Genomic DNA, 14728 nt, shown 5'->3' on the forward strand with positions numbered 1-14728 from the left:
GTCACACGCTCGCGACGGCCGCGTTCTTGATCTGAGCTGTTGTCGTCGTCTCTGGCGCTTGCATCGGTGAGCGGAGCTCGAAGAAGCGCACGACGAGCCACGCGACAAGGCACATCAGCGAATAGATAACCGCCAGCACGAGGTACGTTTCGAACTGGTACTGGTTATAGTCGCGCTCCATGATCAAGTGCGCGGTCGCCATCACGTCCGCAGCCCCGATGTACATGACCAGCGCAACGTTATGGATCAGGTAGATGATGGAGTTTCCATAGCCCGGCAATGCGAAGTGCACCGCTTGCGGTCCGACTACGCGGGTGATCTTCTGTCGGAAGGTATATCCCAGACTGTCGGCCGCATCATGCTGGCCGCGATCGACGGCCAGGTATGCAGGTCGCATGACTTCCGACAGATACCCTCCATGATAGAGGCTCAGCCCCACCATCGCAGCGATCGTTGCAGAAATAAAATCCTCGGCGCCGAACAGGATCACCAACAAGGGCAGCCCGTAGAACGCGACGAACAACTGCAGGACGACGGGAACACTCCGGGCATAGGACACGTAGAGGTCAGTCAGGTGACTGATCACCGGTATCCTCCGAACCCGGAGTGTTGTCGCGACGAGAGCCAAGCAAAAGCCGACGACCATGGCCGTAAAGGTGATGGCGAGCGTCAGCGGCAACGCCGAGAGCAGCTCGGGAATCATAGCAGAAACATCCACTTTGAAACGCTCCTTCTTTCAATTCAGCCTTACCGCTGGCTATCGCTACAAGGTTGGGGAAAGGTCCTGTTACTTCATGTATTTGACGATGTCCTCGCCGAACCATTTCTGCGAGAGCTTTTCGATCGTGCCATCGTCTTTTAATTCCTTGAGAACCTTGTTCACGTCGTCGGCTAAAACCTTGTTTTCGTCCGACCTGTGAATCAGCATGTAGGTGTTGTTGCTGAAGACCGGATCGGACGCCACAATATCGAGCTTCTTTTCCTCGATGACGGTCTGCTCACCGAGATTCGAAGGCAGAACAAGCGCGTCGAATTTACCGTTCTGAACTTCGTCCAGTCGGTTCGGATAGGGAATACCGGCGCTCGATGCCGTAACATCAAGCTTGTATTTTGGATTTTCTTTTTGCCAGTTCATAATAAACTTGTATGTTCCACCGCCGGCCGTGGTCGGAACGATCCTCTTGCCGACAAGGTCCTTCATTTCCTTGATGCCGCTGCCTTTTTTGCTGTAGATCTTCATCAGGCTGGCGCCCATGGGGTTTTCCGGAATGAAGAACTGCTTGGCGCGCTCAGGCGACTTGTAGTAGCCACCGACGGCGATGTCGTACTTGCCCGTGGCGAGGCCGGTTTCCTGCGCGATATCCGAAACACCTTCCATTTCGAACTTATACTGCGGCAGCTTTGCGTTGATCGCTCTCAGAAGATCGGGCTCATAGCCTTGCGGCTCGACGCCGATCGCGCCCCATGCCAGCGGCTTGGATTCCGCCGACGTCGCGATCTTGATCGTGCGAACGGTCTGACCATAGCTGATCCCTGCGGTTGCAAGGGCAATTGCGATGCCGCCGGCAACAGCCAGGGCAGCGCGACGGGAAAAACTGGATGTGATTGCAGACATTTCTTTGGTTCCCTTCTTGTTGGATTATTGAAATGCGAGTTCGGACTGCAGGAATTGAGCAAGTCGTGGGCTGGATGGCGCATCGAAGATCTCAGCTGGACTGCCATCGGAGGCAATCACGCCACGATCCATGAAGACGATCCGGTTCGAGATGTTCTTTGCGAATTGCATCTCGTGGGTCACAAGCAGCGAAGTGATCCCTGACGACGTGACATCCTTGATCACCTTCAGAACTTCACCGACGAGTTCAGGATCCAGCGATGACGTAGGCTCATCGAAGAGCATTACGTCGGGACGAACCGCCAGCGCACGCGCGATTCCGGTGCGTTGGAGCTGGCCGCCCGACAGCTGGGACGGATAGCTGTCCCGCTTCGCTGAGAGGCCGACCCTTTCAAGCTCTCGCAGCGCGACTTCACGCGCCTCGTCCGTGGACTTGCGCTGCACGACGACCAGCGGATCCATCACGTTCTGGAGGACCGTCATGTTCTTGAAGACATTGAATTGCTGAAAGACCATCGCTGTCCGGAGCCGGATCGCCTGGACAGCTGTCTTGTCGGCGCGCTGGTAATCCATCCGAATCTGATCGAACGCGATGGTTCCTGACGACGGCTTGGCCAGGTAGTTGATGCATTTCAGCAGCGTGGTCTTGCCGGTGCCGCTGGGGCCTATGATCGACACCACGTCACCCCGCTTTACCGAGAGATTGACGCCGTTCAGGACCTGCGTGCTTCCGTAGGACAGCCTTATATCTTTGAGTTCAAGCATTTCTGGTTAGCCCTTCAGAGTGTGGGACGGACTGCCTTGACATGTGGGTCATCATCATCCGCTCTCCGCGTGGCCGAGAACGTGCATCAGCCGGTTTGCCCAGCCGAAGATCGATATGGCGTGGATCAGGTCGATGATCTCGGCGTCATCCATGCCGACGGATCGCAGCGAGGCGATGTCGTCTACCGTTGCTTCCGACGGTGCCGCCGACAGACGGCGGGCAAAGCTGTAGATTGCCGCATCGCGTGGCCCGAGCGCTTCCGGTTTGTCGAGGTACAGCGCGGTGACCACGTCATCGCTCTTGGTCAGCTCTGCATGGCGGCGGGCGTGAACAACGGCGCAGAATTTGCAGCCATTGACGATCGAGGCACCCAATGCGCCAAGTTCGCGGTCGGGACGGGCAAGCCCGCCTTCGACATACATGATCGCGTTGAACAAGACGGTGCGGGCAAGATAGCTCTCGGGATCATGCACAAGGGTGCGCACATACTCCGAAACTTTCTTGGCCGATGGCGTGACCTTCATCGCTTCGAGCTGTTCCGGCGTGGCCTCGGAGAGCTCGACCGGTGCGATGTAGGGATGCCAATTGAGCGGTTTTAGGCGCACCGAGGAAATCATGCCGACCTCAACAATCGCAGGCCCGTCGCAACCCGCGTCTGGAAGTTTACGAAAGCAATCAGTTCGGAGAGCGCGACGATCTGAGGATTGTTCAGTCCGGCCGCAGCGAGGAGGGCGATGTGGTTCGCCTCCGCCTTTTTCGGCGTAAGGGTGATCAGGTCAACATGACGGACGATGGTCGCCAGGGGTTCATTCAAATCCGTTTCCCCCCGAGCCAAGGCCAGAAGCGGCTCCGTCGGACCAAGCTGGGCCAGTTGCACATCATATTCGGCCATTAGGACGGGATCATCATTCAGAGCCGCCATACGACGGGCCAGAGCAACCCGCAGGTTCGGGGCCAGCCCCTGATCGTTTGCCGGCTGCAGGACGGAGAGGCGACATTCCTCGGCCCCTTGCACGAATTCGGCCCGAAACCGCCGCGCGGTGAAAAGAGCATCGTCCGGGGAAATCCCCGCGGCCTTGTCCATGGCGTCGATCACAGCGCGGCCTCCTTATGTAGCAAGGGTGTTGAATCGACCCACTCGTCGCCCAGAAGCTCGGGCGTGTCGTAGGCGATCAGATTGGCGAAGTGGGTTTCGACATCTTCGGCAAACAGCGACGCGGCAATGCCGCGGACCAGACGGTCGGCACCGGCACTGACGGCCGGGATATCGCCGGAGACCTTGCCGTGGGTCAGCATGGCGGCGTCGTTGAAGCAGTGGATATGTGCTAGCATCGGGCAGGAGCCGGGGACGCGTTCGCGAAATTCGAAGGCAGGACCGAGATCGGGCGCGTCCGACATACCTGCGCGCGGCGGCCCCATATCGGGCGTATATCGCCCATCCGACCAAGTGCGGATACGTGGCGCGAGTGCTGCAAATTCCGGGCGGCCGTTGAAGTCGTTTGAAAATCCGGTTGCCGCGATCATGAAATCGTAGCGCATCGGCCCTTGTGTGGTTTCGACCAGAAGGCCTCCGGCATCTTCCTTTACCGCGACTATGCCACAGTCGAGAAAGAACCGCGCATTCGGGTGGCGAGACACGCGGAGCGTCGATGAACGCGGCGGCGGTGTCTGGGCCGAGGCGGTGTAGTCGAAGAACTTCCACTTCCAGGCATCGGGCAGGTGATAGATGCCATGTACAACGCCCTGGCTGCCGATGCCGGTCAGCTTGTTGATGCGCGGCATTTCCTTGCGGCGGATCAACATGTCGACTGAGCCGGCGCCACCCTCGAGGGCTGTTGCGGCATTGTCCATGGAAGAGGCACCGGCGCCGATGACGGCCACGTGCCTACCTTTCAGCGAGTCGAAATCGATGTCGTCGGCAGAATGAGCCCAATGGGCGCGATCGATGCCCTTGAGGAAATCGGGAACGGCAAAACCGCCCAGACCGGACCGACCGGTCGCCAGAACGAGACGACGGGTGAGAACCCGGCCGGTTTCCGCGCCCTCGATATCGATCGCAATCAGATCTCCAACGGGTGCGAGGCCGGTCATGCGCACGCTGTTGCGCACTGGCAGACCGAGAACCTTGCGGTACCAGACCAGGTAATTCATCCACTGGCCCTTGGGGATTTTGTCCAGCGACCGCCAGGCCTCAACGCCCCATTGCGCCGTGAACCAGGCGCGGAAGGTTAATTGCGGCAGCCCGAGCGACGGACCGTGCAGGGTCTTCGGCGACCGGAGCGTTTGCATGCGGGCAAACGTTACCCATGGCCCTTCGAGCCCGGTCGGAGCAGCATCGTAGGCGACGACATTGGTGATTCCGGTTAGTACCAGCTTTGCGGTGGCAGCAAGTCCGCACATGCCGGCGCCAATGACAACCACGTCACGGACCGGGACGCCGTCATGCAAGCGCTGTGGGACCCAGGGCTTGGCGGGCAACTCGAGATAGTCGAGATCTTGCGCAAGCTGTGCTTCCAGTGCAGCAAGGCCTGCAGGAGTGGGAGTATGCTTCATATTCCCGTTCCGTGATTTGTGCCCGATGCAGGATCGGTGACCAATTGGCCGGCCAAAGCTGGATCGAGTTTCCTGAAACCGGCAATTGACCGTTCAGCCACCGCTTCGACCGCATCCATCAACGCCTGCGCAACTGGGCGAAGGGGACGGTTTGCGGCAGCCACAACGCCCCAATAAAAGAGAACGGTTACGTCGAGAGGGCGAATAACGACACCGGGCAGGGGCACGCCGTATGCCGTGAGGGGATCGATGACAGCGGCAACCCCAGTCTGACGCACGATCTGCAACGCACCATAGGCAGTATTGGTCCGGATCACTGGGCCGGTGTCGATGCCGCGAGCCGCCAGCGCTTTAGCGACGTGCAACTGAAAACGCAGCGGATTGAGCAGCGTGGCGACGCGGCGCCCGGCAAAACCCGAAAGCGGAACCACGTCAAGTTCAGCCAGCGGATCGTCCTCCCGCACGGCAGCGACATCAGGCGCCGAATAGAGCCGCAGGACATCCAGACCGGGCGTATCGAGCGGCAGGCTTGAAAATCCGATTTCGGCGCGTCCGCTGCGCACTTCCTGGGCGACGATCGAGGGAAGAAACTGCCCGAGATGCGTCTCGTGCGGAAGCTCCGCACCCTGGAGCTCAGCCAGCGCCGTCGGGATCAAGCCGGTGCCGATCGCAGAGGTTGTGACAATCTGCAGGATTCGCCCCCTGCCGGCGGCGATCATCTTGGCACGTGCTGCGAGTTCGGTGAAGGACATCAGCAGGCGTCGCGCTTCTTCCTCGAAGGCCACTCCCTCTTCAGACAACTGCACCCGTCGACCGATCCGATGCAGCAATTCGAAGCCAAGCTCGGCCTCGAGATCCTGAATGGTGCGTGTCACCGCAGGCTGGGACCGCCCGAGCATGTCAGCCGCCTTGGTGATGCTGCCGCTGGCGGCAACCGCAAGGAACGTCTGAAGGTCTCGGGTTTCCATGGTCTCCTTCATGCGCAATCCGTATGATTGACATCGTCTCATTCGTTTTTGATATATGTCAAGCGGAAACTAATGTTCGTTACGGCTTTGTGCATTTGGCCGGCTTCAGAGCCGGAATCCCGATCGGGAAGCGGCCGAGGACGTCAGACGCGACTCCGGCCTGCGGAACCTCCTGATGAAAACTTTCATGTGTGACGACGGCAAGGATTCTCGAACCACAAAGCCTGCAACAGGAGGAATATTATGCGCGTGAGTATTCTGGGCGCCGGAGCAATTGGTTATGGCCTTGCCGCCTATTTGGCAGGATCAGGACATTCGCCAATGCTTTGGTCACCGTCGGGACTGCGCACCAGGGCTTTAGCTGGCGGCGAATTGTTAAAAGCGACGGGGGACATCGCGGCGACGGCACCGATGCGCATTGCCAGGGATTGTAAGGATGCCGTCGCCAACGCGGACGTGGTGATGATTGCGCTTCCGGCTTACGGCCACAAGATGGTGATGGATGCCGCCGTCCCCCATCTCATTGATGGAATCCCGGTCATCATCAGTTCGCATTGTTCGTTCTCGGCGCTTTATCTCTCCAAGCGGTTGGCGGAGCGCAAGGTCAGGTTGCCGATCGTCGTTTGGGGCACAACACTACTGACCGGCCGCCAACTCGGACCAACCGAAGTCCATGTCACCACCATTCGCCAGAAGCTTGACGTTGCGACGCTGCCTTTCAGTTATCAGGATCAAGGACACGAGCTTTGCGCGACCTTGTTCGGCGATCGTTTCGTCAAGCGCGACGGTATGCTTGCGATCGCGCTCAGCAACCTCAATCCGCAAAATCATCTAGGAATTGCGCTTCTTAATCTGACACGCATGGAAAAGGCCGAGCAATGGAGCCAGGGGGGAAACGTCACCCCTGCCGTGGGCCGCCTTATCGAGGCTCTGGATGCCGAACGGCTCGCCATCGCCAGCCATTTTGGTATCGCGGTTCGTACCGTCAAAGAGCATTTTTCATTGTCGTTCCATGTCCCGCTGGGAACCGTTTCGGAGATGAACCAGGAGATGGACCGCCAGGGCCGTGGCGGCTTTGGCCCGACAACCATCGAAAGCCGCTATATTCTCGAGGATGTTCCGTTCGGACTGCTGCCGACCGTACTACTGGGGAAGATAACGGGGAAACCGGCGATACTCCACGAGTCTGGAGTTTCCATATTGTCGGCGGCTTATGGTCGCGATCTCAAGGCAGATAATGATATTCTTCCTGCTTTGGGAATCGAAGGGTTGTCAGACGTGGACCTCGCGAACCTTTCGCGTGAGGGATTCTAATGGTCGCAAAATGCTGAGCCGACTCGGGCAGGTGCGGGCACGAGGTAGGGTTCAAGGGGGAGTCAGGCGGACGGTCGCCGACGCCAGAGGCCGATCGAGCCGCTACTGGCGGTTACAGTTTCAGCGAGCAGCCTTGGATATGAGGGCCTACTCAAGGAAGCCGCGAGCAAAAAATTCAAATAGCTCGCGTTGTCCCTGAATATCACTCGTAGGCCGGACCAACTTTTTTGAAATCTTAGCACTTCAGTCGGGCCTTCCTGCCAAGTTCGTTGGTTGCTACAAGTGCGGCCAGTTCGTGCGCTCTTGCTTGGCACTTTCAAGCACCTTCTCACGAAGAGTGGATGCTCGCCGGACGCCTATCAAGTCAGTCCTGCGATTATATCTGACGCCGACCGCGCTGGGAACCAAAAATAGCCGCGGGCTCTGATGAAGGCGGAGCAACATTGGCGGGCTGAATACGCCTCCTGTCGTTGACACGATGCTCTCCAGGGGGATAGGACCTTCTCATGAATAGACCCCCCCATGTCCACGAGACACATCCCGATATTATCAAACGTCTGAAACGCGCCGATGGCCATCTACGAGGCGTCATAGAGATGATCGAAACGGGCCGACCTTGCATCGATATCGCCCAGCAGCTTCACGCCGTCGAGAAGGCCATATGCCAAGCCAAGAAGACGCTCATCCAGGACCATCTCAACCACTGCCTAGAGGATGTCGTGGGTCCGCTCCCGCGTGAGCAGAGGCGCTCGATCGACGAGTTCAAGGACATCACCAAATATCTTTGAGCAAGGAATTTTGAGGCCTCGCCATGATGGACAGCATACGCGATTGGTTCGGCATCAGCCCTGGAAGCCAGGGCTTCGGCGGGCATGGCCATGACCGTGCCGAGGGCGGACACGGCCACACGCACGGCGTGGTCGATCCCACCATCGCGACGACCACACGTGGCATCTGGGCGATCAAATGGGCGTTCGTCCTGCTAGCCATCACAGCGGTGCTGCAACTGGTCATCGTATTCCTCTCGGGTAGCGTGGCGCTGCTTGCCGACACCATCCACAATGTCGGCGACGCGGTCACCGCCATCCCGCTGTGGATCGCCTTCATGCTGGCGAGGCGCAAGCCGAGCAAGACCTTCACCTACGGCCTTGGCCGCGTCGAGGACCTGGCCGGCATCGTTATCGTCCTGATCATCCTGTTCAGCGCCATCGTCGCCGGCTATGAGGCGATCGACAGATTGGTCAACCCCAAACCCATCGCTTTCCTCGGCTGGGTAGCGGCCGCCGGCCTGATCGGCTTCGTTGGCAATGAGGCTGTCGCCGTGTTCCGCATCCGCGTCGGCCGCGAAATCAACAGTGCTGCGCTGATCGCCGACGGCTATCATGCCCGCACCGACGGCTTCACCAGCCTTGCGGTGGTGCTTGGGGCCATTGGCGTTTGGCTCGGGTTTCCGCTTGCCGACCCGATCATCGGCCTTTTGATCACGGTGGCGATCTTCGCCATCGTCTGGCAGTCGTCAAAGGCGGTGCTTACGCGCATGCTCGATGGCGTCGAGCCCGGCATCGTCGATGAGATCCATCATGCCGCCGGGCATGTGCGGGGCATCGAGCGGGTCGCCTTGGTTCAGGCGCGCTGGATCGGCCATCGCCTTCATGCCGACATCGCCATCAAGGTGGCCGACACCGCGACCGCGAAGGAAGTGGTCGGCATCACCGATGCCCTGAGGGAGGAGTTGTTCGACCACCTGCCGGCCCTCTCGGAAGCGAACATCCGCCTGGAAGGCGAGGGCGGACCTTTGGCTGCAAATACCGGCCATGCCCACCACGCACCCGACCCGTTCAAGGTCGCCTGCGATATGGCAACCGGCACGCTTGAAATCGTCGACACGCCCGCAGGCGAGCGCCTGCGTCTCACCATCGACAGCCATGCCGACGACCTCGGGGCAACCGTGATCATCGACCGGCCCGGGGGACCCGAGACGCTGCCGCTCGGACCCGTCGCGGGCGATCACCACCGGCTCGAAAGCAGCGTCGCCCCCGCCGAGCCGCATGAGTTCGCGGCGAGGCTGATTCTAACCGCGAAGGGCAGGGAACAGATCCTGCCGTTCAAGATGGTTGAGCCGGAGGGCCACCATCACTGATCCCTCGACTGGCGCGGCACCTTGCGCTGCCCAAGCACCCGAGAAGACAGACATCATGCTGGAAGTCCTCGCCGACCGTACGTATCGGCACCTGTTTCTGGCGCAGGTCATCGCGCTCATCGGCACTGGCCTCGCTACCGTGGCGCTCGGGCTGTTGGCCTATGATCTTGCCGGCGCCGATGCCGGTGCCGTGCTGGGCACTGCGCTGGCGATCAAGATGATGGCCTATGTCGGCGTGGCGCCCGTGGCGGCGGCTTTCGCCGAGCGCCTGCCGCGCCGCACCATGCTTGTATCGCTGGATCTGGTGCGGGCCGCGGTCGCCGTCTTCCTGCCCTTCGTCACCGAGGTCTGGCAGATCTATGTATTGATTTTTGTCCTGCAGGCGGCCTCAGCGGGCTTCACGCCGACGTTCCAGGCGTCGATCCCCGACGTGCTGCCCGACGAGAAGGACTACACGCGGGCGCTGTCGCTTTCACGGCTGGCCTACGATCTGGAGAGCGTCATCAGTCCGATGCTGGCGGCGGCCCTGCTTTCCGTTGTCAGCTTCCACAGCCTGTTTGCTGGCGCGGTGATCGGCTTCCTGGGATCCGCGGTGCTGGTCGTGTCCGTGGTGCTGCCAAGCCCGCAGCCGTCTGAACCGCGCGGCATCTATGAACGCACAACGCGCGGCATCCGCATCTATCTGGCGACGCCGAGACTGCGCGGCCTTCTGGCGCTCAACCTTGCCGTCGCCGCCGCCAGCGCCATGGTGATCGTCAACACCGTCGTGCTGGTGCAGGCGAAATTCGGGCTTTCCCAGAGCGACACGGCACTTGCGCTTGCAGCCTTTGGCGGTGGCTCAATGATTGCAGCTCTCGTTCTGCCAAGGCTGCTGGAGAGCATCCCCGACCGGGTGGCGATGCTTTGGGGCGCGGGGATACTGGTCGCCGGCGTGTTCGTCGGTCCGCTCGCTTCCACTTATGAGCTGCTTTTGCCGCTCTGGTTTGTGCTTGGGCTCGGCTACTCACTTGCGCAGACGCCGTCCGGACGGCTTATCAAGCGCTCGGCCAATCCCGTCGACCGGCCGGCGCTGTTTGCGGCGCAGTTCGCGCTTTCGCACGCCTGCTGGCTGATCACTTATCCGATCGCCGGGCGCGTCGGCGCCGCGATGGGCCTGTCCTTCACTTTCATCCTCCTTGGCGTGATCGGCGCCGCCGCACTCTTCGCAGCGATGTGGTTGTGGCCGCGTCATGATCCCGATGTCCTCACCCACACCCATGACGATCTGCCCGATGGGCATTCGCATCTCGAGGACGCCGTATGGACCGAAACGGGGTTCGAGCATTCGCATGGCTATGTCGTCGACGATCAGCATCCAAAATGGCCAAAGGCGAGCTGACCGGCTGCGATGCTCGGGGACCTTGCCGCCTGTGGCGGACTTTTCCTAACCGCGTTCGCAGCCGCGACCGTGTTGCCGCTGCAATCGGAAGCGGTGCTGGCCGGCCTGCTGGTGGCCGGCAGCCACTCACCGGCAGCGCTGATCCTCGTCGCGACCGTCGGCAACGTGCTGGGCTCGGTGGTCAACTGGCTGCTTGGCCGCGGCATCGACCGCTTTCGCGACTGCAAATGGTTTCCAGTTAAGTCTGCCGCGCTCGACCACGCCGCGACGCGCTACCGCCGCTATGGACGATGGAGCCTGTTGCTGAGCTGGGTCCCCGTCATCGGCGACCCGCTGACGGTGGTGGCCGGAGTGCTGCGCGAGCCGCTCTGGAGTTTCGTTGCGATCGTCACGATGGCGAAAGCCGGCCGCTATCTCATTCTTGCCGCCGTCACGCTGAACGTGATCTGACAGGTCGGCAGAGAAGGCCAGGGCAAGGTCACAGCATGCGGCCTCGCCTCTGATCCACATCCCCGTGTGGTTCCAGGCTAACTATTGGCAAGGTTCATCTTGTCCAGAGCCGCCTTGAGGCCACGCGCCAACTTGACGGCGTCGTCGTTCGCCCAGAAGTGCATGAAGAAGAGTCGCGGCTGCTCATCCAGCATGTGACTATGCAAAGCCGTTACCTCGATGCCGTTCTCGCGCAGAGCACGCAGCACGGGGTTGACCTCCGACGCGATGAGGACGAAATCGCCTGTGATCGCAGCCTTGTCCCCTCCGGTTGGCTGGAAGTTTATGCCTATGGCGCTGCCCATGGACGCAGGAACCGTCATACCGCCGTCGGTGATCGTTTCGGCTCGCGCGATGGTGAATTGGTAGATGCCGCCGTTGGCCTTGCCCTTGCGACCGATGGCCTGCTCGACGGCGGCCGTGTCGAACGCGATCTGCGGCTGTGTCGCAGCGGGCGTGGCATTCACCATTGGCGTCTTGCTCAGCGCCAGCCCGGCATGAAGAGCCGCCGCCAGCGTCACGGGATCACCCTGACCCAGGACGTGCATGTAAAGGGTCATCGGTTCTGCGCGCAGCAGATGGTTGTGCAACGCGGTGATCTCGATGCCACTTTCTTCAAGCTTCTTCATGACGGGGTTCACTTCGTCTTGCGTCAGGACGATATCACCCATGACCATGACCTTGTTTCCCATCGGTTCGAACGCGACCCAGCCACCAAGGGCAAAGCCAGGCTTAACGGCTACGCCGTCAAGCGATACCTTCAGGTCGGTTCGCGGCAGGTCGACCCTGTAGACGCCATCAGGCATTTCGGTTCCGGATTTGCCGAGTGTCTTTGCAACCATTTGCCAATCGGGAGCCGCGGCGGCGGGCTGGAGCGACGCTGACATTGCAATCGAGATTGCACCGATCATGAGTTTTGCATGCATGGGATATCTCCTTGTGATCTGCCCCATTGCCCGATCTGTCATGCGGCCGCCGGCTTCGGCGCGGGTGGCCAGCTGTGGGTCTCCGCTTTGCGGCGCGAGGCCCAGGCGTAGAGTGCGTCATAGATGACGAAGCCGTGCTTCAGCACCTCGTGATCGTCGGGTGTCACATCACGCAGACCCATGGAGATCGCGAGTAGTCCTGCCGACTGTGGCGTGAGATCGTGCCGGTCGGTGTCGGCACCGCGCACGATTGCGGCAATGGTCACGATCGCCGGGTCGCGCTCGAGGCCATATTTCGAGACGAAGGTGTCGAAGCTGCAGCCGTCGCCGACATGCGTGAACTCGACGCCGGGCACGTCATAGGGCGTCGCGCCGGTTTCCTCGGCAACATGGATCACCTGATCCGGCGCCACAAAGAGAAACTCCGGCTCCTTGTCGATGAAGCGCGCAATCAGCCAGGGGCAGGCAATGCGGTCGATGACCGGACGTTCGCGAGTAACCCATTTCATGATGAAATCCTTTCTTCGCTCATCACCAGGGGGACGGTTGGCGCGCCGATCGCATGCCAGGCGGCGACGCCGCCTGAAAGTGCACTTGCATAGACGCCGCGGCGGCGCAGTTCGGCGACGGCGTCGCCGCTGACCTGGAAGCCATAGAGGCAATAGACGATCACCGGCCTGTCTTTCGGCACCTCCTCCGCCCAATCGGCAATCTTTTCGGGTGCGCGGACCTTGGCTCCCGGCAGCATATCGCTGCGCTTTGCCAGATCCTCGGCTAGGCACACGTCGAGCAGAACGAGATCTTCTCCCCGATCGAGGCGCGCGCGCAACTCCTCCGGCCCGACTGCCGGAATCCTTTCAACCGACTCAGCCCTAGCTGCGGGATCGCGTTGCGCAACCGCTCGCTGATGGCGGAGAGCGACCCGATCCCAATGGATGTTCTTCATGAAGGCGTCTACATAGGCACCGGCCTTCGCGCCGAAATCGAGATGATAGGCGTGTTCGTACATGTCGAGCGCGAGGATCGGTATGCCGCCAGCGAGGCAGTTGGTGTGGTCCGCCGCCCATTGGATCGTCAGCCGGTCGCGACGCTCCGACCAGGTCAGCAAGGTCCATCCAGAACCGCCGGCTTGCGCCTTTGCGCATGCCATGAACCTGGCGCGCCAGTTCGCTACACTGCCGAAGTCGCGCTCCAGCGCGGCGGCGAGATCGCCACCGGCATCGCCGGTGCCACCCAGCCCATCAAAATAGATTTCGTGGAGGATCGCTGAATTGGTGGCAACCAACTCCTCGCGCTTCAACCCGTTGATGTCGAAGACGGGCGCCGTGCTCCAATCGAGTTCGTCGAGCCGCCGTTCGATGGCGTTGAGGCGGCGAACGGCACCTCCGTAATTGTTTTCGTAGTGGCTGGCCAACAACCGTTCGGACAAGCCGACGAGCCTGGGCGGCTTGAACGGTAGCGGCATGATCCGGTGTGGCATCGGGTTCTCTCGCTCGGCGGCACGGCCCATCCGCGAGGAAGCGAAGGCTATGCTCAAACGAAAAATGATACAAGTGTTGCATTTCACTTTGTTCGTGATACGGTTTCATTTATGAATGAGGGGCAACCGCAGGAGCAGCGCTGGCTGCTTCTGATCCATCAACTGCCAAGCAAGCCCGCCTACTTCCGGGTGAAAATTTGGCGACGGTTGCAAGGCATCGGCGCGGTCGCAGTCAAAAGCACCGTTTATGCCCTGCCGGCCAATGCCGAGATGCAGGAGGATTTCGAATGGCTTCTGAAGGAGATCGTCGCTGGCGGCGGCGAGGCCATGATGTGCGAGGCGCGCCTCGTCGATGGTTTGTCGGACGCCCAGGTGCGGGCGCTGTTCGACGCAGCCCGTGATGCCGACTATGCGGGGGTCGCTGGGGAAGCGCGCGAACTGGCTGCAGCGATTGGGGCCGACGCGACATCGGAAAAGGATGCCGAGGCACGTTCGCAACTGGGTCGCTTGCGCAAGCGGCTCGCTGAAGTGGTGACGATCGACTTTTTCGGCGCCAGCGGTCGCCTCACCGCCGAGGGTTTGATCGCCGAACTCGAGGCACAGATTGCAAAGGACGACGGCATGACCGAAGAGCCCAAGAAGGCGGCTGACCCGGCCGAGCTCAAAGGCCGGATCTGGGTCACGCGCCGGGACGTGCATGTCGACCGTATTGCTTGCAGCTGGCTGATCCGTCGTTTCATCGACGCCGATGCGATCATCCGCTTCGTGGCGGGCAAGGGATACGTGCCAAAGGAGGGGGAATTGCGCTTCGACATGTTTGAAGGCGAAATCACGCATGAGGGCGATCGCTGCAGCTTCGAAGTTCTGCTTGCCCGCGCCGCCATCAACGACCCGGCGCTGCAGGCCATCGCCGAGATCGTCCATGACATCGATCTCAAGGACAACAAGTTCGGTCGCGAAGAGGCGACAGGCATTGCTAGCCTGATCGCCGGCATCGCCATGGCGAACAAGAGCGACGAGCAACGGATCGCGCAGGGCGCTCCTGTCTTCGACAACCTCTATCAGTATTTCGGCAAGAAACGCGGATGACCGAAAGGAC

At 60.7% G+C, this 14728-nt stretch carries 16 protein-coding genes; 6 read left to right on the forward strand and 10 right to left on the reverse strand.

Translation table 11 applies throughout. From position 1 onward, the window contains the following. Position 1: 1 nt before the first annotated feature. The 7 genes from NKJ32_RS20015 to NKJ32_RS20045 all read right to left on the reverse strand — a co-directional run bounded on the left by NKJ32_RS20015 (position 2) and on the right by NKJ32_RS20045 (position 5944). Complete coding sequence (locus NKJ32_RS20015) at positions 2-718, reverse strand: amino acid ABC transporter permease (RefSeq protein ID WP_352623668.1); 717 nt, start codon at positions 716-718, stop codon at positions 2-4. A 69-nt stretch (positions 719-787) separates the two neighbouring features. Continuing rightward, positions 788-1615, reverse strand: coding sequence for a transporter substrate-binding domain-containing protein (locus NKJ32_RS20020; protein ID WP_352623670.1), 828 nt, complete (start codon positions 1613-1615; stop codon positions 788-790). 24 nt (positions 1616-1639) lie between these two features. Then, on the reverse strand, positions 1640-2380 hold the full coding sequence (locus tag NKJ32_RS20025) for an amino acid ABC transporter ATP-binding protein (protein WP_352623672.1): 741 nt from the start codon (positions 2378-2380) through the stop codon (positions 1640-1642). Positions 2381-2434: 54 nt separating this feature from the next. Further along, positions 2435-2998, reverse strand: a complete 564-nt coding sequence (locus tag NKJ32_RS20030) for a peroxidase-related enzyme (RefSeq protein WP_352623674.1) — start codon at positions 2996-2998, stop codon at positions 2435-2437. Continuing rightward, positions 2995-3477, reverse strand: coding sequence for a CMD domain-containing protein (locus NKJ32_RS20035; RefSeq protein WP_352623676.1), 483 nt, complete (start codon positions 3475-3477; stop codon positions 2995-2997). Before NKJ32_RS20035 ends, NKJ32_RS20030 begins: the two co-directional genes overlap by 4 nt. Then, the gene (locus NKJ32_RS20040; protein ID WP_352708054.1) at positions 3474-4934 is read right to left on the reverse strand and encodes an NAD(P)-binding domain-containing protein; all 1461 of its coding nucleotides are present in this window, start codon (positions 4932-4934) and stop codon (positions 3474-3476) included. Before NKJ32_RS20040 ends, NKJ32_RS20035 begins: the two co-directional genes overlap by 4 nt. Continuing rightward, a complete protein-coding gene (locus tag NKJ32_RS20045) occupies positions 4931-5944 on the reverse strand; it encodes a LysR family transcriptional regulator (RefSeq protein ID WP_352623679.1) in 1014 nt (337 codons plus the stop codon). Before NKJ32_RS20045 ends, NKJ32_RS20040 begins: the two co-directional genes overlap by 4 nt. 201 nt (positions 5945-6145) lie before the next feature. Here NKJ32_RS20045 and NKJ32_RS20050 point away from each other — a divergent pair, with 201 nt between their 5' ends. The 5 genes from NKJ32_RS20050 (at position 6146) to NKJ32_RS20070 (ending at position 11184) form a co-directional block, all read left to right on the forward strand. Beyond that, on the forward strand, positions 6146-7216 hold the full coding sequence (locus NKJ32_RS20050) for an NAD/NADP octopine/nopaline dehydrogenase family protein (protein ID WP_352623680.1): 1071 nt from the start codon (positions 6146-6148) through the stop codon (positions 7214-7216). Between the two features lie 506 nt (positions 7217-7722). Then, a complete protein-coding gene (locus NKJ32_RS20055) occupies positions 7723-8004 on the forward strand; it encodes a metal-sensing transcriptional repressor (RefSeq protein WP_352623682.1) in 282 nt (93 codons plus the stop codon). Between the two features lie 23 nt (positions 8005-8027). Further along, on the forward strand, positions 8028-9356 hold the full coding sequence (locus NKJ32_RS20060) for a cation diffusion facilitator family transporter (RefSeq protein WP_352786104.1): 1329 nt from the start codon (positions 8028-8030) through the stop codon (positions 9354-9356). 55 nt (positions 9357-9411) lie between these two features. Next, entirely contained in the window at positions 9412-10734 is a 1323-nt protein-coding gene (locus NKJ32_RS20065) for an MFS transporter (RefSeq protein WP_352623686.1), read from the forward strand. A 9-nt stretch (positions 10735-10743) separates the two neighbouring features. Continuing rightward, on the forward strand, positions 10744-11184 hold the full coding sequence (locus NKJ32_RS20070; protein ID WP_352623688.1) for a YqaA family protein: 441 nt from the start codon (positions 10744-10746) through the stop codon (positions 11182-11184). A 77-nt stretch (positions 11185-11261) separates the two neighbouring features. On the opposite strand, the gene NKJ32_RS20075 is transcribed toward NKJ32_RS20070, so the two are convergent. The 3 genes from NKJ32_RS20075 to NKJ32_RS20085 are packed head-to-tail and all read right to left on the reverse strand — an operon-like array spanning position 11262 to position 13629. Beyond that, positions 11262-12149, reverse strand: coding sequence for a DUF1259 domain-containing protein (locus tag NKJ32_RS20075; RefSeq protein ID WP_352828596.1), 888 nt, complete (start codon positions 12147-12149; stop codon positions 11262-11264). A 38-nt stretch (positions 12150-12187) separates the two neighbouring features. Beyond that, positions 12188-12658 carry a chromate resistance protein ChrB domain-containing protein gene (locus NKJ32_RS20080; protein ID WP_352623691.1) on the reverse strand — a complete coding sequence of 157 codons (471 nt, stop codon included), beginning with the start codon at positions 12656-12658 and terminating at the stop codon, positions 12188-12190. After that, a complete protein-coding gene (locus NKJ32_RS20085) occupies positions 12655-13629 on the reverse strand; it encodes a Fe-Mn family superoxide dismutase (RefSeq protein ID WP_352623692.1) in 975 nt (324 codons plus the stop codon). Before NKJ32_RS20085 ends, NKJ32_RS20080 begins: the two co-directional genes overlap by 4 nt. A 111-nt stretch (positions 13630-13740) precedes the next feature. On the opposite strand from NKJ32_RS20085, the gene NKJ32_RS20090 reads away from it, so the two are divergent. Further along, entirely contained in the window at positions 13741-14718 is a 978-nt protein-coding gene (locus tag NKJ32_RS20090) for a chromate resistance protein ChrB domain-containing protein (protein ID WP_352828599.1), read from the forward strand. Positions 14719-14728: the final 10 nt, after the last annotated feature.

Source organism: Mesorhizobium sp. M0159, assembly GCF_040322295.1.
Classification (GTDB): domain Bacteria; phylum Pseudomonadota; class Alphaproteobacteria; order Rhizobiales; family Rhizobiaceae; genus Mesorhizobium.

What these genes read in the sequence shown, in the direction of transcription:
- NKJ32_RS20090 (WP_352828599.1), top strand. Translation starts at nt 13,741, where the DNA reads ATGAATGAGGGGCAACCGCAGGAGCAGCGCTGGCTGCTTCTGATCCAT.
- NKJ32_RS20070 (WP_352623688.1), top strand. Translation starts at nt 10,744, where the DNA reads ATGCTCGGGGACCTTGCCGCCTGTGGCGGACTTTTCCTAACCGCGTTC.
- NKJ32_RS20085 (WP_352623692.1), bottom strand. Translation starts at nt 13,629, where the DNA reads ATGCCACACCGGATCATGCCGCTACCGTTCAAGCCGCCCAGGCTCGTC.
- NKJ32_RS20075 (WP_352828596.1), bottom strand. Translation starts at nt 12,149, where the DNA reads ATGCATGCAAAACTCATGATCGGTGCAATCTCGATTGCAATGTCAGCG.
- NKJ32_RS20020 (WP_352623670.1), bottom strand. Translation starts at nt 1,615, where the DNA reads ATGTCTGCAATCACATCCAGTTTTTCCCGTCGCGCTGCCCTGGCTGTT.
- NKJ32_RS20030 (WP_352623674.1), bottom strand. Translation starts at nt 2,998, where the DNA reads ATGATTTCCTCGGTGCGCCTAAAACCGCTCAATTGGCATCCCTACATC.
- NKJ32_RS20065 (WP_352623686.1), top strand. Translation starts at nt 9,412, where the DNA reads ATGCTGGAAGTCCTCGCCGACCGTACGTATCGGCACCTGTTTCTGGCG.
- NKJ32_RS20040 (WP_352708054.1), bottom strand. Translation starts at nt 4,934, where the DNA reads ATGAAGCATACTCCCACTCCTGCAGGCCTTGCTGCACTGGAAGCACAG.
- NKJ32_RS20025 (WP_352623672.1), bottom strand. Translation starts at nt 2,380, where the DNA reads ATGCTTGAACTCAAAGATATAAGGCTGTCCTACGGAAGCACGCAGGTC.
- NKJ32_RS20055 (WP_352623682.1), top strand. Translation starts at nt 7,723, where the DNA reads ATGAATAGACCCCCCCATGTCCACGAGACACATCCCGATATTATCAAA.
- NKJ32_RS20060 (WP_352786104.1), top strand. Translation starts at nt 8,028, where the DNA reads ATGATGGACAGCATACGCGATTGGTTCGGCATCAGCCCTGGAAGCCAG.
- NKJ32_RS20050 (WP_352623680.1), top strand. Translation starts at nt 6,146, where the DNA reads ATGCGCGTGAGTATTCTGGGCGCCGGAGCAATTGGTTATGGCCTTGCC.
- NKJ32_RS20045 (WP_352623679.1), bottom strand. Translation starts at nt 5,944, where the DNA reads ATGAGACGATGTCAATCATACGGATTGCGCATGAAGGAGACCATGGAA.
- NKJ32_RS20080 (WP_352623691.1), bottom strand. Translation starts at nt 12,658, where the DNA reads ATGAAATGGGTTACTCGCGAACGTCCGGTCATCGACCGCATTGCCTGC.